This window comes from Streptomyces xanthii (genome assembly GCF_014621695.1).
Lineage (GTDB): Bacteria > Actinomycetota > Actinomycetes > Streptomycetales > Streptomycetaceae > Streptomyces > Streptomyces xanthii.
Map to the genome: position 1 here is coordinate 4,130,425 of NZ_CP061281.1, position 19,219 is coordinate 4,149,643.

Sequence of the window (19,219 nt, forward strand, 5' to 3'; positions counted from 1 at the left end):
GCCGCCGCCCCCTCCCGCTCCCCGGCCACCTGCGCGAACTGCTGCTGGGTCACACCACCGCACCCTGGGCGGCGCGCGCGCCCCGCGCCACCCGAACGCCTCCGCCCGGACCCAGCTCGTCCCGGATCGGGTGGGCCGCGCGGGTGACCCGGCGCGGCGGCGTGACAACCCTCCCGGGCGGGCTCTCTCGGGCGGGCTCTCTCGGACGGGCCTTCTCGGACGGGTTCTTCCGGGCGGGCTCTCTCGGAGGGGTTCTTCCGGAGGGGCCCTCTCGGGCGGGCCTTCTCGGAGGGGTTCTTCCGGCCGGGCTCTCTCGGACGGTCTCTTCCGGAGGGGCCCTCTCGGGCGGGCCTTCTCGGAGGGGTTCTTCCGGCCGGGCCCTCTCGGACGGTCTCTTCCGGAGGGGCCCTCTCTGACGGACCCTCCCGGACGGGTTCTTCCGGGCGGGCTCTCTCGGGCGGGCCTTCTCGGAGGGGTTCTTCCGGCCGGGCCCTCTCGGACGGGCTCTTCCGGAGGGGCCCTCCCGGACGGGCCCTCTCTGACGGACCCTCCCGGACGGGCTTTTCCGGGCGGGCTCTCTCGGACGGTCCCTCTCTGACGGGCCTTCTCGGGCGGGTTCTTCCGGAGGGGCCCCTCCAGCCGGGCTCTTCCGGACCGGCCTTCTCGGGCGGGATCCTCCAGCCGGGTCCCTCTCGGGCGGGATCCTCCAGCCGGGCTCCTCCCGGACGGGCTCGTCCAGCCGGGCTCTTCTGGCTACGCCTTGAGGCGGGTCACCGCGTCGCTCAGCACCTCGTCGCGCTTGCAGAAGGCGAAGCGGACGAAGGGGGCGCCGGCCGTGCGGTCGTCGTAGAAGACCGCGTTCGGGATGGCGACGACGCCGCAGCGCTCGGGCAGGGCGCGGCAGAACGCGAAACCGTCGTCGAAGCCCAGGGGACGGATGTCGGTGGTGATGAAGTAGGTGCCCTGGGGGCGGAAGACCGTGAAGCCCGCGTCCGTGAGACCGGCCGCGAGCAGGTCCCGCTTGGCGGTCATCGAGGCGCGGAACTCCTCGAAGTAGGAGTCGGGCAGCGCCAGCGCCTCGGCGACCGCGTACTGGAAGGGGCCCGCCGAGACGTACGTGAGGAACTGCTTGGCCGAGCGGACCGCGGCGACCAGCTCCGGCGCGGCGGTCACCCAGCCGACCTTCCAGCCCGTGAACGAGAACGTCTTGCCGCTCGACCCGATCGTCACGGTCCGCCCGCGCATCCCGGGCAGCGTGGCGAGCGGCACGTGCTCGGCGTCGTCGTAGGTCAGGTGCTCGTACACCTCGTCCGTGACGACGAGCAGGTCCCGCTCCACGGCGAGCTCGGCGACGGCGGTCAGCTCGGCGCGGGTCAGGACGGTGCCGGTCGGGTTGTGCGGGGTGTTGATCAGCAGGAGCCGGGTGCGGGGCGTGATCGCGTCGCGCAGCTCGTCCAGGTCGAGGCGGAACGATCCCTCGTGCGGGCGCAGGGTCACCGGGACCCGGGTGCCGCCCGCGAGAGCGATGCTCGCCGCGTACGAGTCGTAGTACGGCTCCAGGGCGACGACCTCGTCGCCGGGCTCGACCAGGGCGAGCAGCGAGGCCGCGATGGCCTCCGTCGCGCCGGCGGTGACGAGCACCTCGGTGTCGGGGTCGAACTCCAGGCCGTAGCGGCGCCGCTGATGGTCCGCGATCGCGGTGCGCAGTTCGGGGACGCCGGGGCCCGGCGGGTACTGGTTGCCCCGGCCGTCGCGCAGCGCCCGCACCGCGGCCTCCCGGACCTGCTCGGGCCCGTCGGTGTCGGGGAAGCCCTGCCCGAGGTTGATGGCGCCGGTGCGCACGGCCAGCGCGGACATCTCCGCGAAGATCGTGGTCCCGAACTCGGCGAGACGGCGGTTCAGCAGAGGGCGCGCGCTGGAGGTCATGCGGGCCATCCTCCGCCGAACCTCTGGACTTCCTCAACTCTGCTTTGGCTTCGATCCGGTGCGGGAATCCCCACTCCACGCCGGTAGCGGCGGCCCTCGGGGATCACGGGGATTCCGAGGGGTTCGGGGGAACGGAAGGAGGACCGGTGATGGAAGCAGTCGTCATCGTGGTCTTCGTCGCGGTGGTCGTCGCCATCGTGATCGGTACGGCTCGTGCGGGCGGCAGCAAGCCGCAGCGCACGTCTTTGAAGAAGAGCGGCGCCCGCGGCTCACGGCGCGGCGGCAGCAACAGCAACAGCAACAGCTGGTGGGCGGGCGGCGGGAACTCGTCGGTGGGGAGCTCCTGCTCCTCCTCGTCCTCCGGTTCGTCCGGACACCACGGCCACTCGTGCGGCAGCTCCTCCTCCTGCGGGAGCAGCGGTTCCTCCTGCGGGGGCGGCTCGTCGTGCGGCGGCGGGGGCGGGTGCGGCGGCGGCAGCTGACGCCGGCCCGGGAGGTGCGGCTCACGCGGGGACCACTGACACGGGGCAGTGGTGTCCGGGTGGGCCGCACGCGCGTACGGGCGCACATCTGGACCAGTGACGACTCGGACATCCGTCCGGTCACGTACCCGCAGGTGGTGCGCCGGGCGCGAAAGGTCGCACGGAAAGTTGAACAGTTGAGCTGCACGGCGCCCGAGGGGATGGAAACCCTCCGAAAGTTGGGTAAAAACGCTGTGAGGTCGGGGCCGCCCATGATTCCCTTTAAGCGTCAACTCAGCCCTCGTACTACGTACTCATCGCGTTCGCGTGGGCACGAGCCGGTCCCTTTGACGTAGCCGGCCCCATCTCCCTTTGCGTGCTAGCGGAGCCGACCCATGCTCACGACCCTGAACACCGCCTACTCCGACACCAGTGCGGCCGACCTGGCCTGGACACTCGGACGCGAGCCCCTTCCCGCGCTCGCCACACTCGACATCGAACTCGCGGGCGCGAAGATGCAGTTGCGTCTTCTCGGCGCCTCTCACCAGGTGCTCCTCGAGGAGGAGAGCGGCGCCTGCTCGGAGACCGTCGCCTGTATGCCCGGCAGCAGCACCCCGCTCCCGCTCGGCGTCGCCAAGCGGGTGGGCGACTGGGAGTACGAATTCGCCGCCCGGGTCGAACATCTGACGGAAGGGCAGTTCGCGGGGCGCGCCCAGGAGCTGCTCGCCCTCGTCGCCGATCATCCGAACGGGCTCGCGGGCGTCTTCCCGGGCAGCCCGCACGCCTTCACGGCGATGCTCGCCCACCGCCACGAGGGCCAGGTGCACTGGCGCACCTGGCACGCCTACCCGCAGGACGGCCAACTCGTCGCCACCCGCAGCCGGGTCGGCGTCCGCGTCCCGGTCGGCGCGATGGCCTAGGTCCCGTCCGGTGCGGGGTATGCGTCCCGGGCCCTGTTCCACACGTGTGGGTGACAGGGTGCGGTCATGTGGTGACGTAGCGTTCCAGGAGTGATCGAACCGCACGCGCCCGCCCCGCCCGGGGGCGCCGGGACACCCCGGCCCCTGGGCGCGCCGGAGCGTGCCCGCGCCCCGCTGCCGGTGAGGCCCGGCACGGGCCGGTTCCTGGTCCTCGTCGGCGTCTTCGTGTGCGCGGCCTGCGGACTCGTCTACGAGCTGGAACTGGTGGCGCTCGCCTCCTACTTGATGGGCGACTCGGTCACCCAGGCCTCCGTCGTGCTGTCCGTCATGGTCTTCGCCATGGGCATCGGCTCCCTCGCCGCCAAACGGCTGCGCTTCCGGGCGGCCGCCGGCTTCGGCATGGTCGAGGCCGTGCTCGCGCTCGTCGGCGGGTGCAGCGCGATGGCCCTGTACGCGGTCTTCGCCTGGACCGGCGACTGGGGCGGGGCCTGGCGCGACGGACCCCGCTTCCTGCTCGTCGGGTTCTCCCTCGCGATCGGCGTGCTCATCGGTGCCGAGGTGCCGCTGCTCATGGTCCTCATCCAGCGGATCCGCAGACAGGACCCCGGCGGCGCCGTCGCCGACCTGTTCGCCGCCGACTACGTGGGCGCGCTCGTGGGCGGACTCGCCTTCCCGTTCCTGCTTTTGCCGATGCTCGGCCAGCTCACCGGCGCCCTGCTCACCGGGGTGGTCAACGCGGTGGCGGGCGGCGCCCTCGTCCTCGGCCTGTTCCGCCGCGACCTGAGCCCGCGCGGCCGCTGGCTCCTCCTCGCGGCCAACGCGACGGTCCTCGCCGTCCTGGCCTTCGCCTGGCTCCAGGTCGACGCGTTCGAACGGGCGGCGCGGGAAGCGCTGTTCGGGGCGCCCGTGCGGGTCGCCGAGCAGAGCGCGGAGCAGGAGATCGTCCTCACCGGAGACCCCGGCCGGCCGCCCGGTCTCTACCTCGACGGCCGGCTCCGGGCGGGCGGACCCGACGCCCGGCGCCGCGCCACCCGGCTCGTACGGCCCGCGCTCGGGGGCGGGCCGCACGAGCGGGTCCTCGTGCTCGGCGGCGGGGACGGCGTGACCGTGCGGGAGGTGCTCCGCGCGGGCGGCGACGGGGTGCGCCGGGTGGACGTCGTCGACACGGACCCCGCCGTGGTGCGGCTGGCCCGGAGCGACCCGGGGCTCGTCGCGCTCAACGGGCGGGCGTTCTCCGATCCCCGGGTGCGGGTGGTCACAGGGGACGTCTTCGCGCGCGTACGGGGCGCGGCCGCGCGGGGCGAGCGGTACGACCTCGTCATCTCCGACCTGCCGGATCCGGCGCTCTCGGTGGACAGCGCGAAGCTGTACTCCGAGGAGTTCTACGGGCTGGTGGAGCGGGTGCTCGGGGACGAGGGGCGGGTGGTGGTCCGCGGCGGGGCGACGGTCGCCTCGACCCTGCGGGGGGCCGGCTTCCAGGTCGTGGGGTACGGGCCCGGCTATGCCGTCGGGGGCGAGGGGGCGGTGCCGCGGCTGTGGGGCGTGCGGGTGGCCGAGGTCGACCTGGGTCGGGCTCCGTCGACGCTGGTGCATCCGCGTTATTGACGCCTATGGCCCAGCGGCCCGAGTCCGTCTCGCGGCAGCCCCTCCGTCGTGGCTGGCCGCGCCCCGCGACGGAGTCGCTGATAGACACAGCCCCGCGCCCCTGAAGGCGCACTGCGTGCGCCCCAGGGGCCCCGGTGGTCGCGCCCTGCGGCGAGGTCGCTGATCGGGGACGGCCTCGCGCTCTTGAAGGCGCACTTCGTGCGCTCCAGGGGCCAGGCTGGTCGCGCCCCGCGACGGAGCCGCTGATCGGGTACGGCCCCGCGCCCCTGAGGGCATGTGGCTTCGCCGCGCCTTCCCCTGAAGGCGCACTGCGTGCGCTGTCTCGTCGGGGGCTGAGGCATCGGGGAAATGCGACCCGAAGGGTCTGCATTTCAGGGGCGCGGGGAACTGCGCGACCAGCCCCCACCGGCCCGCGGACCCGTACGAAACAGAGGGCGCCCCGGCGAAGAGGGAGACACGTTCCCGACGGCGTCGCTAGGCTCGGGCGGCATGGAGCATGAGGTGTTCGTTCCGGTACCGGCGGAGTCCCTGAGGGCGGTGCTCTGCGACCCCCTCCGCGTGGCCCGGGCCCTGCCCGGGTTCCAGCGTGACGCCTCCGGCGACGGTGGCCGGCTCAAGGTGCGCATCGGCGGGACCGCCATCACGTACCGCGGCAGCGTCCAGGTCACCGAGACCCCGGACGGCTCGTTCACGCTGACCGGCGACGGCACGGAGGCCCGCGGCACGGGCGCCGTCGCCTTCGAGCTGACGGCCCGGGTCGCCGCGTCGGACGGCGGCTCCCGCGTCACGTTCACCGGCACCGGTACCGGCGACGGCCGCGTGGCCGAGCTGGACGAGGACGCCGTGACCTCCGCCGCCCAGCGCCTGCTCGGCCGCTTCGCGGAGAACCTCGGCACGGAGAGCCAGGACCTGGGCGCGGATGAGCCGGAGGACGAGCTCGCCGACGATGCCGATGACATCGACGACGCCGAAGGCATCGAGGGCGCCGGCGGTGCAGAGGGGCCGGAGGGCGCGGCCGGGCCGGAGGCGCTGTCCGTGTTCGACACCGAGGTGCCGCCCTCCTCGCTCGGCCCCGAGACCGACTTCCAGGGCGACTACGAGGGCGAATTCGAGAACGGCGAGCTCCCGGCTGAGCCCGCGGCCGCGCACGCCCGCCGCACGATGATCGGCCGCAGCGCCGAGGAGGTCGACCACGCCCCGCCGCGCGGCCGCTACGCCCCGGTCCCCGGCCCGGAGGGCGCCGCCGCGAGCGCCACCCTGCGCTGGGCGGCCCCCGCCGCCGCCCTCGTCGTCGCCTCCGTGATCGTCGTGGGCCGCGCCCTGCGCCGACGCCGCTGACGGTGCGCCGCCCCGACACCGCCTAGGCTCAAGGCTCGTGACGACTCAGGAGACGACGCTGACCGCGGGCGACGCGGAAGTGACCGTGGCGCCGGGCAACGGCTGCCGGGTGAGCAGCTTGAAGATCGCCGGGACCGAGCTGCTGCGGCAGGGGCAGAAGTACGGCTGCTTCCCGATGGTGCCGTGGTGCGGCCGGATCAGGGACGGCCGGTTCCTGGACGGCGGGCACGTCCGCCAGATGCCGCTCAACTCGCCGCCGCACGCCATCCACGGCTTCGCCCGCGACGCCGAGTGGAAGACGGCCCGTACGAGCGCGGCCGAGGCCGTGTTCACGTACGACCTGACCGAGCCGTGGCCGCACCCCGGGCGGGTCACCCAGATCGTCGCGCTCACCGAGGACAGCCTGACGCTGACGCTCGGCATCGAGACGTACGGCGACTCGTTCCCCGCGCAGGCAGGCTGGCACCCCTGGTTCAACCGGAACCTCGGCGGTGAGGACGTGCGCGTCGACTTCGAGCCCGCCTGGCAGGAGGAGCGCGGCGACGACCATCTGCCCACCGGTCGGCGGATCGACCCGAAGCCCGGCCCGTGGGACGACTGCTTCGGCATGCCGGACGGCGTCGATGTCACGCTGACCTGGCCGGGGCAGCTGGAGGTGAACGTGAAGAGCCGCGAGCCGTGGGTCGTCGTCTACGACGAGCAGGACGCCGCCGTGTGCGTCGAACCGCAGACCGGCCCCCCGAACGGCCTCAACACGCAGCCCCGGCTCGTGACCCCCGTCGATCCGCTGGAGGCGAGCACCACCTGGACCTGGCGACGGCTGTAAAACGCGGCGCTTAAGCTCGTAGGCATGACTTCGAACGACGTGCGCGACGCGCTGCTCCAGCAGATCAAGGACAAGGCCGTGGTGCACGGCAAGGTGACGCTCTCCTCCGGTCTGGAGGCCGACTACTACGTCGACCTGCGCCGGGTCACCCTCGACGGCGAGGCCGCCCCGATGGTCGGGCAGGTGCTGCTCGACCTGACGGCCGACCTCGACTTCGACGCGGTCGGCGGTCTGACGATGGGCGCCGACCCGGTCGCCGGCGCGATGCTGCACGCCTCCGCCGCGCGCGGGCAGCGCCTGGACGCGTTCGTGGTCCGCAAGGCCGCCAAGGCGCACGGCATGCAGCGCCGCGTCGAGGGCCCGGACATCAAGGGCCGCCGGGTGCTCGTCGTCGAGGACACCTCCACGACGGGCGGGTCGCCGCTGGAGGCCGTGCAGGCCGTGCGGGAGGCCGGGGCCGAGGTCGTCGGCGTCGCGACGATCGTCGACCGGGCCACCGGTGCCGCCGAGAAGATCACCGAGGGCGCCGGGGTCCCGTACCTCTTCGCGTTCTCGAAGGACGAGCTCGGCCTGGACTGAGGCGACCGGCCGGTAACCCCACAAGTCTGGAAAGATGGGGGCGACGATGAAGTCACCCCATGGTGCTTGGTGAGGGTCGGACCACCGGTCAGGACACCAGAACAACCCAAACCCGCAACGCGCGCTTCACGAGGAGACGGCAGATGCCCATCGCAACCCCGGAGCAGTACAACGAGATGCTCGACCGGGCCAAGGCGGGGAAGTTCGCCTACCCGGCCATCAACGTCTCGTCGACGCAGACCCTCAACGCGGCCCTCCAGGGCTTCGCGGAGGCCGAGAGCGACGGCATCATCCAGATCTCGACCGGCGGCGCCGAGTACCTCTCGGGCCAGGGCGTGAAGGACATGGTGACGGGCGCGCAGGCCCTCGCCGAGTTCGCGCACGTCGTCGCCGCGAAGTACCCGAACAAGATCGCGCTGCACACCGACCACTGCCCCAAGGGCAAGCTGGACGGCTATGTGCGCCCGCTGCTCGAGATCTCCGCGAAGCGGGTCACCGACGGCGGTCTGCCGCTGTTCCAGTCGCACATGTGGGACGGCTCGGCCGAGACCCTCGCCGACAACCTCGACATCGCCCAGGAGCTGCTCGCCAAGGCCAAGGCGGCGAACATCATCCTGGAGATCGAGATCACCCCGACCGGCGGTGAGGAGGACGGCGTCTCGCACGAGATCAACGACAACCTCTACACCTCCGTCGACGACGCGATCCGCACGGTCGAGGCCCTCGGCCTCGGTGAGAACGGCCGCTACCTGCTGGCCGCCTCGTTCGGCAACGTGCACGGCGTGTACAAGCCGGGCAACGTGGTGCTCCGCCCCGACCTGCTCAAGGAGCTGAACGAGGGCGTGGCCGCGAAGTACGGCAAGCCGGCCGGCTCGCAGCCGTTCGACTTCGTCTTCCACGGCGGCTCGGGCTCCACGATCGAGGAGATCCACACCGCGCTGGAGAACGGCGTCGTGAAGATGAACCTCGACACCGACACCCAGTACGCCTTCTCGCGCCCCATCGCCGGGCACATGTTCGAGAACTACGACGGCGTCCTGAAGGTCGACGGCGAGGTCGGCAACAAGAAGACGTACGACCCGCGCGTGTGGGGCAAGAAGGGCGAGACCGGCATGACCGCCCGTGTCGTCGAGGCCTGCGCCAACCTGCGCTCCTCGGGCACCCGCATCAAGTAGCCCGACCGGTACCCCTGCGGGCCCGGCCCTCCCTCGGCACTGCGAGGGGGCGCCGGGCCCGTCCCGTTCCCCGCCGTCTTCCCCGCTGCCCGGAGGGCCCCTCAGTGACGTACGACTTCGACACCCCGGTCGACCGGCGCGGTACCTGGTGCGTGCAGTGGGACGGCATCACCGACCGCTTCCCGGACCCGGACCTGCTGCCGTTCACCATCTCCGACATGGACTTCGCGTGCCCGCCCGAGGTGCTGACGGCGCTCGGGGAGCGGCTCGCGCACGGCGTGTTCGGCTACACCGACTGGCGCAACGACGACTTCAAGGGCGCGATCCGCGACTGGTACCGGGACCGGTACGCGACCGAGGTGGACGTAGAGCGGCTCGTCTTCGGGCCCTCCGTGCTCAACCAGATCGCCCAGCTGCTGCGCATGTGGACCCGCGAGGGCGATGGCGTCGTCCTGCACACCCCCACCTACGACGGCTTCCGCAAGGCGGTGCTCGGCGCCCGCCGGGACCTGCGCGCCGTCGGCGTCGACGACTGGGCGGGCCTGGAGCGCGAGCTGGCCCGCCCCGACAGCCGCGTCCTCGTCCTGTGCTCCCCGCACAACCCCACCGGGCACGTGTGGACCGACGCCGAACTGCGCCGGATCGCGGACCTCGCCCGCAGGCACGACGTCGCCGTGATCAGCGACGAGATCCACTCCGACCTCGCCCACGCGGGCCGGCGCCACCTGCCGTGGACCCGGTACGGGGACGGACTGCGCTGGGCGCTGGTCACCTCCGGCAGCAAGTCCTTCAACTTCCCCGCGCTGAGCGGCAGTTACGGGTTCGTGGGCGACCCGGGCGACCATGCCGAGTTCGTCCGCAGGATGGGGCACGACGAGGGCCTGGAGTCGCCGCCGGTGCTCGCGCTGACCGCGCACATCGCCGCCTACCGCGAGGGCGGCCCCTGGCTGGACGCCCTGCGCGCGTACACGTACGGCAATCTGCGGCTCGTCGAGGAGCGGTTCGGCGCCGCGTTCCCCGGGCTCGGCTGGCGGGTGCCCGAGGCCGGCTACCTGGCCTGGATCGATCTGCGGCCGCTCGGGATCACCGAGGACGCCGGGCTGCAGCGGGTGCTCGTCGAGGAGGAGAAGGTCGCGATCATGCCCGGATCCGTGTACGGGGCGCCCGGCTTCGTGCGGCTGAACGTGGGCTGCCCGCGCGGCAAGGCGGAGGCCGGGGTGGACGCCCTGGTCAGGGCCGTGACCAGGGTGATCGCCTGAGCGCCGGACGCAGGCGGCACACTGGACCCATGAGCCTTCACGAGAACCTCCTCGGGGGACCGCCCCCGACCCACCTGCCGGACGAGCCGGAGCCGCGGGAGCTGCTCGCGGGCGGCACCGACCCGGCGGACGTCGCCGCGAAGTACCCGACCTCCTCGCTCGCCTGGGCGCAGCTCGCGGACGCCGCGTACGAGCGCGGCAGCGTCGTCGAGTCGTACGCCTACGCGCGCACCGGCTACCACCGCGGGCTCGACGCGCTGCGCCGCAACGGCTGGAAGGGCCACGGCCCGGTGCCGTGGGAGCACGAGCCGAACCGCGGCTTCCTGCGGGCCCTGCACGCCCTGGCGCGGGCCGCCGGCGAGATCGGCGAGCAGGCGGAGTACGAGCGCTGCACGCAGTTCCTGAAGGATTCCTCGGAGACCGCCGCGCAGACCCTCGGATAAGCAGGACCGAGTCGAGGCCCGCCTGTGATCAGGCGGGCCTTGCCGTTTCGGGGGAGGATTGCGGAGGATGCAGGTGGGGACCGGGGCCCCGTGCCGGTAACGGCAGGGCGGACCGCTACCCGGATACACATTCAGGAGACAGCGATGTCCCACGACGCGGAACACGTAGCGGAAGACGCGACCCCACAGGACGCGGACGCACCCGCCACCCCGCATCTCGACTTCGCGGGCACGACGCCGTACGAGGACTACGTCCAGGCCGATGTGCTCACCCACCTCCAGCACCTGCGCTCGGACGACCCGGGCGAGATGGTCTTCCTGGTCACCACCCAGGTCATGGAGCTGTGGTTCACCGTCATCGTGCACGAGTGGGAGACCGCGGGCGGGGCGCTCGCGCAGGACGACGTGCCCACCGCCGTGGCGGCCCTCAAGCGCTCGGTGCGCGAGCTGCAGGCGCTCAACGACTCGTGGCGCCCGCTGGCGCAGCTCACCCCCGCCCAGTTCAACTCGTACCGGAGCGCGCTCGGCGAGGGCTCCGGGTTCCAGTCGGCGATGTACCGGCGCATGGAGTTCCTGCTCGGCGAGAAGTCGGCGTCGATGCTGGTGCCGCACCGGGGCGCCCCGCGCGTGTACGCGGAGCTGGAGAAGGCCCTGCACCAGCCGAGCCTGTACGACGAGGTGCTGCGGCTGCTCGCCCGGCGCGGCCACGGTGTGCCGCGGGCCGTCCTGGACCGGGACGTGTCGCAGCGCTACGTGCCCTCGCCCGAGGTCGAGGCGGTGTGGACCGAGCTGTACGCCGGTGACGAGAGCGGCGAGCTTGCGCGGCTCGGCGAGGCCCTCACCGACGTCGCCGAGCTGATCTGGCGCTGGCGCAACGACCACCTGGTGGCGACGCGGCGCGCGATGGGCGCCAAGACCGGCACGGGCGGCAGCGCCGGTGTCGCGTGGCTGGAGAAGCGCGCGCAGAAGAACGTGTTCCCCGAGCTGTGGACGGCGAGGTCCCATGTCTGACCTGATCGAGCGGGCGCGGGAGCTGGACGCGCGGGACCCGCTGGCGGCGGTGCGCGCCGACTTCGTCCTGGACGAGGTGGTGTACCTGGACGGGAACTCGCTGGGCGCGCTGCCCGCGAACGTGCCGGGCGCCGTCGAGGACGTCGTACGGCGGCAGTGGGGCGAGCTGCGGATCCGGTCCTGGACGGAGTCCGGCTGGTGGACGGCCCCCGAGCGGATCGGCGATCTCGTCGCCCCGCTGGTGGGTGCCGCGGCCGGGCAGATCGTCGTCGGCGACTCCACAAGTGTCAACGTGTTCAAGGCACTTGTGGGCGCGGTCCGGCTCTCCGGCGGCCCTGACGCGGGCCGGGACGAGATCCTGGTCGACGCCTCCACGTTCCCGACGGACGGCTACATCGCCGCGTCGGCCGCGCGGATGACCGGCTGCACGGTCCGCCCGCTGGCCCCCGCCGAGGTGCCGGACGCCCTCGGGCCGCGCACGGCCGCGGTCCTGCTCAACCACGTCGACTACCGCACGGGCCGGCTGCACGACCTGCCCGCGCTGACCGCGGCGATCCGCGCGGCGGGCGCCGTCAGCGTGTGGGACCTGTGCCACAGCGCGGGCGCGCTGCCGGTCGGGCTCGACTCGCACGGCGTCGACCTGGCGGTCGGCTGCACGTACAAGTTCCTGAACGGCGGCCCGGGTTCGCCCGCGTACCTGTACGTGCGGGCGGGGCTCCAGGACCGCTTCGACTCTCCGCTGCCGGGGTGGAACTCGCACGCCGAACCGTTCGGCATGCGGCCCGAGTACGCGCCCGCCGACGGCGCGGTGCGCGGCCGGGTCGGGACGCCGGACATCCTGTCGATGCTGGCGCTGGAGGCGGCGCTCGAGGTCTGGTCGCGGCCGGACGTGAGCGTGGACGCGGTGCGGGCCAAGTCGCTGGCCCTGACGGATTTCTTCCTGGAGTGCGTCGCCGCGTACGTGCCCGAGGGGCGGGTCGTCACGGTCACCCCGCGGGCGCACGCCGAGCGGGGCAGCCAGGTGGCGCTGGCCTGCGAGGACGCGGGCGAGGTCATGGAGCGGCTGATCGCGGCCGGTGTCGTCGGCGACTTCCGGGCGCCCGACGTGCTGCGGTTCGGATTCACCCCGCTGTACCTGTCCTTCGCGGAGGTGGAGCGCGCGGCGCGGGTCCTCGCCGACACGCTCGGGTGACCTGATCAACACGTGACGGTCCGCCGGCGCCCCGTCCTCATCGGGCGGGGCGTCGGCGCACGTCACGGGCCTGGTAGCGTCCGCGTACCCCGCGGTGCCCCGGACATGGCCCGGCACCGTCGCCCCTGACGCCGAGAGGTTGGAGCATGCCGGACGAAGCCGCCGCCCGCGACGCGGCCGAGGAGGCGTCGGCCTTCTCGCACCCCGTCGTCGAGCCGGACGTCAGCGCCGCGTACGGAGATCACCCGGACCAGGTGATCGACTTCCACGCGCCGAGGACGGCGGTGGCCACGGCCCCGCTGGTCGTGGCCCTGCACGGCGGCGCCTGGCGGGCGCCCTACGACCGGAAGCATCTGAGCCCCTTCTGCGACTACCTGGCCCGGCGCGGCTTCGCCGTCGCCAACGTCGAGTACCGGCGGGGGCCGGGGGATGTCCCCCCGCAAGGCGCAGCCGTTCCTCATCAGGGGGTGAAGGGTCCCGTCGCCGGGCGCTGGCCCGAGACCTTCGACGACGTGGCGGCCGCCTTCGACGCGCTGCCCGCGCTCGTCGCCGAGCACCTGCCCGCCGCGGACGTGCGCCGCACGGTCGTCACCGGGCACTCGGCGGGCGGACACCTCGCGCTGTGGGCCGCGGCCCGGCACGTACTGCCCGCGGACGCCCCCTGGTTCACCCCGGCCGCGCCCGCGCTGCGCGGTGTCGTCGCGCTCGCGCCGATCGCCGACCTGGCGCTGTCGGAGGAGCTGGGCGTGTGCGGCGGGGCGAGCGGCCAACTCCTCGGCGGTTCACCGAAGTTGTTCGAGGAGCGGCGGCCGTGGGCCGATCCGTCGCTGCTGCTGCCCACCGGGATCGCCACGACGATCGTGCAGGGCCGCACCGACACCACCGTCCCGTTCGCGGTGACCGAGGCGTACGCGGACGCGGCGGCGCAGGCGGGCGAGGTCGTCGGCGTCACGTACCTGGAGGAGGTCGGCCACTTCCCGCTGATCGACCCGGCCGCCGACGCGTGCGCGGTCGTCGCCGAGGAGATCGCCCAACTCGCCTGGTAGGGCAATGGGTTGAGAAGGAGTACCCCTACCCGGGTATGACGGGTGATACCTGGGAGCTACGCGCGAGGTTGGCTCCGTGGCGTGATGCCGGTTACGGCCCGTGATTCATAACTTCCTTTCCAGAGGCACCGGACGGCGGTGCCCGGAGGGGGAGTGACGGCATGGGCCGCTGGCCGGGACGGATCCGCCGGACGCTGCTCGCGGCGCTGGTGACGGGCGCCGTGGCGGTGCCGGTCTCGGCGGCCGCGCACCCCGACGTCCCCGCCCCGCCGCCGGCCCGCACCGGCCCGGTCACCGCGGGCTCGCTGGACTCGGCGTACGACGCGAACCGGGCCGTGGCGCGGGAGGCCGCCCGCATGGCCGCCGGGTTCGGGGCGACGGGCAGGGCCCGTGAGCTGCGCGAGATGGCCGCGGACGGCCGGACGTTCCTGCACTTCGACGCGCGCGGCTCCGGCCGGGCCGTCGAGGTGTTCGGCGATCTGGCCCGCGCCCGCCGGATCGCCGTCCTGGTCCCCGGCTCCGACACGTCCCTCGACACCTACGACCGGTTCCGCGCGGGCGCGCTCGCCCTGCGCGACCGGCTCGGCGGACGGGCCGCGGTCGTCGCCTGGCTCGGCTACGAGACACCGGCCACCGTCAGCGCCGCCGTCGCCACACCGGGCCGCGCCGAAGAGGCGGCACCCCGACTGGTGGACGCGGTAAGGGAGTTGAGGTCGCTGGGCAGCGGCGGCCACCGCCCCTCGGTCACCCTGCTCTGCCATTCGTACGGATCCGTGGTGTGCGGGCGCGCGGCGGGCGCGCTGCGCGGTCCCGCGGCGGTGTCCGACCTCGTCCTGGTCGGCAGCCCGGGCACCGGCGCGGACAGCGCCTCGGGGCTCGGCACCCGGGCCCGGGTGTGGGCGGCGCGGGGCGGCGGCGACTGGATCGCCCATGTGCCGCACGTGAGCGCCGGGTTCTTCGGCACGACGGTCGGTCTCGGCGCCGACCCTGTCTCGCCCGGCTTCGGCGCCCGGGTCTTCGCCGCCGGGGCCGGCGGCCACAGCGACTACTTCCGCCCCGGCACCCCTTCCCTCGCGGGGATGGCCCGCATCGTCCTGGGCTCGGATCCCCGCACCGGCGATCTGCGGGGCGCGGCGGCATCCCAGGCGTCCGACGGCTCCCCGTCGTCCCCCGTGTCCCCCGCAGGCGTGTCCGATGTGACGGAGGCTTCTCATGCGTGAACTCCTGCTGCCCGCACGGTCGTTCGTCCGGCGGGTCGACGCGGCGACCCCCGCGCACCGGGACCGCGCGGTCGACGCGCTGCGCGCCCTCGCGATCTGCGGGGTCGTCCTCGGGCACTGGTTCGTCACGGCCCTGGTGCCCGGCGGCGACGGCGCCCTGCACACCGCGAGCCCGCTCCAGCACCTGTCCTGGCTCGCGCCCGTCTCCTGGCTGTTCCAGACGCTCGCCGTGTTCTTCCTGGTCGGCGGGCACATGGCGACCAAGGGGTACGCGTCGGCTCGGGCCCGCGGCGAGACGTACGGGGCGTGGCTGACGGCCCGGCTCGGGCGGCTGTTCCGGCCGGTCGCGGCGGTGCTCGGGGTGTGGACGGCGGCGGCGCTCGGCATGCTCCTGTCCGGGGTGCCGTACGACACCGTCCACACCCTGGGGAAACTCGCGATGTCCCCGCTGTGGTTCCTGCTGGTGTTCGCCGCGCTGACCGCCGCGACCCCGCTCGTGGCCCGGCTCAACCCGCTGTGGCCGCTGGCCGTCGTCCTCCATGTGGACCTCGTACGGTTCGGCTTCGGCGGCCCGGCCTGGCTCGGCTGGATCAACCTGGCGGCCGGCTGGCTCGTGCCGTACACGCTGGGCGCGGCCTGGACGCGGGAGGCGCTGGGCCGGCGGGCCGGGTCGGTGCTGCTCGCCGGCGGGGCCGCCGCGACGGCCGGGCTCGTCCTGTGGGCCGGGTACCCGGCGTCGATGGTCGGCGTGCCCGGCGCCCCCGTGTCGAACCTGAACCCGCCGACGCTCGCCGCCGTCACCTTCGGGCTCGCCCAGTGCGGACTCGCGCTGCTGCTCCTGGACCGGCTGCGGTCCTGGCTGCGCCGGCCGGTGGCCTGGGCGGCGGTCGCGGTGGTCAACCTGTTCGCGATGACGATCTTCCTGTGGCACCAGACGGCCCTGATGGCGGTCACCGCGACGGGCCTGCTCGCGGGCCGGCTGCCCGGCCTGCACACCGTGCCCGACTCGCTCACCTGGGTCGCGGCGCGGGCGGCGTGGCTGCCGGTGTTCGCGCTCGCCCTGACTGTGTGCTGGGCGGCGTTCCGCACGTACGAGCAGGGCGGGGGCCGGCGCGGCTCGCGCGTGGTCAGGGAGCGGCGCCGCCGGAGCCCGCGGGCCGTGGTCCGTCATGGCTGACCGGCGGCGCCGGGCGCCCATGTCCCCCTCTAGGGTGGGGGACATGGTGGGGGACAGGGCGGGGGGCCGGAGGGAGCGCGGGGAAGCCGAGGCGGACGATCTCGGGGCGCTGCTGCGTTCCCTGCGACGCGATCTGCTCACCTTCGAGCGCAGGCCGCTGCCGCCGCTGAGCCGCCCGCGGCTGCTGCGCTGGGTGCCGCACCTGCTGCTCGCCTGGATCGCCCTCGGCACGACGCTCTCCGGCATCGACCAGATCGGCAACGGCTACCACCTGGGCACACCGGCCGCCATCGCCCTCATGGGCGTGCAGGGCGGCGCGATGCTGCTCGCGCTGTGGCGGCCCGCGTGCGCGTTCTGGCTGTCGCTGCTCGACTCCGTGCTCGTGGCACAGCTCGCGCTGCCCTGGCTGTCCGGGCAGGCGGCGTCCGGCGAGGACGCGTGGCCGTGGGCCGCGCCCGCCGTCGTCGCCCACGGGGCCGTGCTGCTGCTGCTCGCGCTGCGGGTGCCGACGCGGGCGGCCGTCGTCGCGTTCGCGCTGAGCGCGGCCGCCGGGCCGCTCGTCCAGCGCTCCGGGGCGGACATCGCCCGCTACTCCTCGACGACGGCACTCTCCATCGTCGTGTTCGGGATGCTCGCCCTGCTCGGGATCGCGCTGCGCGGCCGCCGGGAGGCGCGGAACCGGCTCGTCGTCCAGGAGGAGATCACGGCGGAGGAGCGGGCCCGGCGCACGGTCCTGGAGGAGCGCGCGAACATCGCCCGTGAACTGCACGACGTCGTCGCCCACCACATGTCCGTCATCTCGATCCAGGCGCAGGTCGCCCCGCACCTCGTCGAGAACCCGCCGGACGCCCTGAAGGAGAACCTGGACGGCATCCGCGCGAGCGCCCTGGAGGCGCTGGCCGAACTGCGGCGGGTGCTCGGGGTGTTGCGGGCGGAGGATCCGGGGGCGGGCGGCGTGGGCGACGACGATCCCGGTACGGCCGCAGCGCCGCAGCGCCCGCAGCCCACCCTCGACCGGCTCGACACGCTCGTCGCCGGCACCCGGGCCGCCGGGCTCGCCGTGACCGTCCTCGGCACCGGGGAGCGGCGCCCGCTGCCGCCCGGCGTCGAACTGTCCGCGTACCGGATCGTGCAGGAGGCGCTCAGCAACGCGCTGCGGCACGCGCCGGGTTCGACGGTCGAGGTGGCGCTCGACCACCGCCCGGACGGGCTCGGAGTCCGGGTCACCAACACCGCGCCCGAGCGGCCCGCGGCGCCCTCGCCCGGTGCGGGGCACGGGCTGCTCGGCATGCGGGAGCGCGCCGCGATGCTGGGCGGCACGCTCGACGCCGGGCCCGTCGCCGTGGCCGGCGGCTACGAGGTACGGGCCTTCCTGCCCGCGTCCGGCGGTCCTCGCCCGGGCGCACGTCCTGCCGGGGGAGAGAACTGACATGCCGATCCGGGTCCTGATCGCCGACGACCAGATGATGGTCCGGCAGGGGTTCACCGTGCTCCTGAACACCCAGCCCGACCTGGAGGTCGTCGGGCAGGCCGTCGACGGGCTCGACGCGCTCGCGCAGGTCGCCGAACTCGCCCCGGACGTCGTCCTCATGGACATCCGGATGCCCGAGCTCAGCGGCATCGAGGCGACCCGCCGGGTCACCGCGTCGCACCCCGCCGTACGGGTCCTCGTCCTCACCACCTTCGACCTGGACGAGTACGTGTACGAGGCGCTGCGCGCGGGGGCCTCCGGGTTCCTGCTCAAGGACGCCTCCGTGGAGCAGCTCGCGGAGGCGGTCCGTGTCGTCGCCTCCGGCGAGGCGCTGCTCGCGCCGACCGTCACGCGGCGGCTGATCGCGGAGTACGCGCGGCTGTCGGACGGGGGCGCCCGGGCGGGGGCCGTGCCGGGGCAGCGGCCCGCGGAGCTCACCGACCGCGAGTCGGAGGTCCTCGTGCTGATCGCCCAGGGGCTGTCGAACGCGGAGATCGCGGAGAGTCTCGTCGTCGCCGAGCAGACGGTGAAGACCCATGTAGGCCGCATCCTCGTGAAACTGGGCCTGCGCGACCGCACCCAGGCGGCGGTCTTCGCGTACGAGTCCGGGCTGGTGACGCCGCGTTCGTCGCGCTGAGCGGATTCCCTGCGGGGCTTGGGCGAGGCCCCCGCGGGGTACGCCGGGGGCCGCGCCGGTTCAGCACACATCCCGGCCGGAGTGCTGCGGTGGCTGAGCGCGCAGTTCCCCGCGCCCCTCTGCCGGGGCTCGACTCCCCGGCGCCTCTCGCCTCTGGCGTGGTGCCTCCCGTGCGCCCCCCTGCCTGCTCCCACCCACCCGCCCCCTCCGGGCCGGCGCCCCCGGAGGGGGCGGGCGGGTGGGAGGAGGGCTGGACCACGGCTGGGCCCGGGGGTGGATGGTTGCGGGCAGGCGGGGCCGCCCTTCGATGCCGTCCCCGGGAAGGGGCAGGGTTCAGCGGGGCTGGGGGGCGTCCAGGCCGAGGGTTTTGCGGTGGGCTCGCCAGCGGGCCATCATTTCGGCCAGTTCGAGCTGCATGAACTCGAAGAAGGCCAGGGTCTCGGCGATGCGGCGGCCCGCGGGGCTGTCGGGGCCGAGGTTGTCGACGCCCTCGCGCAGGGCGTCCTCCCAGCGCTTGAGGACGCTGTCCCGGTTGCCCAGCGCCTCGTACCACTGGTTGCTGTGCACCCGGAACAGGTCGCGCCGCGTCCCGGGCTCCCGTTCGCGCGTGACCATGTGCTGCTGCGTGAGGTACCGCACCGCGCCGGAGACCGCGGCCGGGCTGACGGTGAGCCGCTCCCCGAGTTCCGCCGAGGTCAGCGCCCCGGAGTCGGAGGCGAGCAGCGCGGCGAAGATCCGGGCCGGCATCCGCGGCATCCCGGCCTCGACCAGCTGACCCGCGAAGCGTTCGACGAAGCGGGCGCGCGGGTCCGCGGACCCCGCGGAGTCCACCGCTTTCGTGTCGTCGTCGGCGCCGCTCATGTCCTGATCATCTCCCCTGCCCGTACCGCCCCCGCCTGAGCCCCCGAGTTTATACGCTTCCTTAACTTCACA

Annotated in this window: 18 protein-coding genes; 16 read left to right on the forward strand and 2 right to left on the reverse strand. The window is 73.8% G+C overall.

Translation table 11 applies throughout. From position 1 onward, the window contains the following. Positions 1–753 precede the first annotated feature (753 nt). Positions 754–1,935, reverse strand: a complete 1,182-nt coding sequence (locus tag IAG42_RS18765; protein ID WP_188338129.1) for a pyridoxal phosphate-dependent aminotransferase — start codon at positions 1,933–1,935, stop codon at positions 754–756. Positions 1,936–2,075: 140 nt separating this feature from the next. On the opposite strand from IAG42_RS18765, the gene IAG42_RS18770 reads away from it, so the two are divergent. From IAG42_RS18770 to IAG42_RS18845, 16 genes are all read left to right on the forward strand, one after another. Further along, a complete protein-coding gene (locus tag IAG42_RS18770; RefSeq protein WP_188338130.1) occupies positions 2,076–2,408 on the forward strand; it encodes a hypothetical protein in 333 nt (110 codons plus the stop codon). 374 nt (positions 2,409–2,782) lie between these two features. Beyond that, the gene (locus IAG42_RS18775) at positions 2,783–3,307 is read left to right on the forward strand and encodes a DUF2617 family protein (RefSeq protein WP_188338131.1); all 525 of its coding nucleotides are present in this window, start codon (positions 2,783–2,785) and stop codon (positions 3,305–3,307) included. A 90-nt stretch (positions 3,308–3,397) separates the two neighbouring features. Continuing rightward, positions 3,398–4,912, forward strand: a complete 1,515-nt coding sequence (locus tag IAG42_RS18780; protein ID WP_188338132.1) for a polyamine aminopropyltransferase — start codon at positions 3,398–3,400, stop codon at positions 4,910–4,912. Positions 4,913–5,401: 489 nt separating this feature from the next. Beyond that, positions 5,402–6,250 (forward strand): SRPBCC domain-containing protein, encoded by an 849-nt coding sequence (locus IAG42_RS18785; RefSeq protein WP_188338133.1) that lies wholly within the window; start codon positions 5,402–5,404, stop codon positions 6,248–6,250. Positions 6,251–6,287: 37 nt separating this feature from the next. After that, positions 6,288–7,076, forward strand: coding sequence for an aldose epimerase family protein (locus IAG42_RS18790; RefSeq protein WP_188338134.1), 789 nt, complete (start codon positions 6,288–6,290; stop codon positions 7,074–7,076). 24 nt (positions 7,077–7,100) lie between these two features. Beyond that, positions 7,101–7,655, forward strand: coding sequence for an orotate phosphoribosyltransferase (pyrE, locus tag IAG42_RS18795; RefSeq protein ID WP_188338135.1), 555 nt, complete (start codon positions 7,101–7,103; stop codon positions 7,653–7,655). Positions 7,656–7,798: 143 nt separating this feature from the next. Next, a complete protein-coding gene (fbaA, locus tag IAG42_RS18800) occupies positions 7,799–8,830 on the forward strand; it encodes a class II fructose-bisphosphate aldolase (protein ID WP_188338136.1) in 1,032 nt (343 codons plus the stop codon). 104 nt (positions 8,831–8,934) lie between these two features. Further along, positions 8,935–10,089, forward strand: coding sequence for a MalY/PatB family protein (locus IAG42_RS18805; protein WP_188338137.1), 1,155 nt, complete (start codon positions 8,935–8,937; stop codon positions 10,087–10,089). A 29-nt stretch (positions 10,090–10,118) separates the two neighbouring features. Beyond that, positions 10,119–10,532, forward strand: a complete 414-nt coding sequence (locus tag IAG42_RS18810; RefSeq protein WP_188338138.1) for a DUF3151 domain-containing protein — start codon at positions 10,119–10,121, stop codon at positions 10,530–10,532. A gap of 144 nt (positions 10,533–10,676) precedes the next feature. Then, positions 10,677–11,543, forward strand: a complete 867-nt coding sequence (locus IAG42_RS18815) for a tryptophan 2,3-dioxygenase family protein (protein ID WP_188338139.1) — start codon at positions 10,677–10,679, stop codon at positions 11,541–11,543. Beyond that, a complete protein-coding gene (gene kynU, locus IAG42_RS18820) occupies positions 11,536–12,735 on the forward strand; it encodes a kynureninase (RefSeq protein WP_188338140.1) in 1,200 nt (399 codons plus the stop codon). The genes IAG42_RS18815 and kynU overlap by 8 nt, the downstream gene beginning before the upstream one ends. A 146-nt stretch (positions 12,736–12,881) precedes the next feature. After that, positions 12,882–13,781: an alpha/beta hydrolase gene (locus IAG42_RS18825; protein ID WP_188338141.1), complete on the forward strand. Its 900-nt coding sequence runs from the start codon at positions 12,882–12,884 to the stop codon at positions 13,779–13,781. 161 nt (positions 13,782–13,942) lie between these two features. Next, positions 13,943–15,001 (forward strand): alpha/beta hydrolase, encoded by a 1,059-nt coding sequence (locus tag IAG42_RS18830; protein WP_188338142.1) that lies wholly within the window; start codon positions 13,943–13,945, stop codon positions 14,999–15,001. Further along, entirely contained in the window at positions 14,994–16,178 is a 1,185-nt protein-coding gene (locus tag IAG42_RS18835) for an acyltransferase family protein (RefSeq protein ID WP_188338143.1), read from the forward strand. The genes IAG42_RS18830 and IAG42_RS18835 overlap by 8 nt, the downstream gene beginning before the upstream one ends. Before the next feature lie 43 nt (positions 16,179–16,221). After that, a complete protein-coding gene (locus tag IAG42_RS18840; protein ID WP_188338144.1) occupies positions 16,222–17,607 on the forward strand; it encodes a sensor histidine kinase in 1,386 nt (461 codons plus the stop codon). Position 17,608: 1 nt separating this feature from the next. Further along, complete coding sequence (locus IAG42_RS18845; protein WP_188338145.1) at positions 17,609–18,286, forward strand: response regulator; 678 nt, start codon at positions 17,609–17,611, stop codon at positions 18,284–18,286. A gap of 333 nt (positions 18,287–18,619) precedes the next feature. Here the strand turns inward: IAG42_RS18845 and IAG42_RS18850 are convergent, their stop codons facing one another. Then, positions 18,620–19,147, reverse strand: coding sequence for a GbsR/MarR family transcriptional regulator (locus IAG42_RS18850; RefSeq protein ID WP_188338146.1), 528 nt, complete (start codon positions 19,145–19,147; stop codon positions 18,620–18,622). Positions 19,148–19,219: the final 72 nt, after the last annotated feature.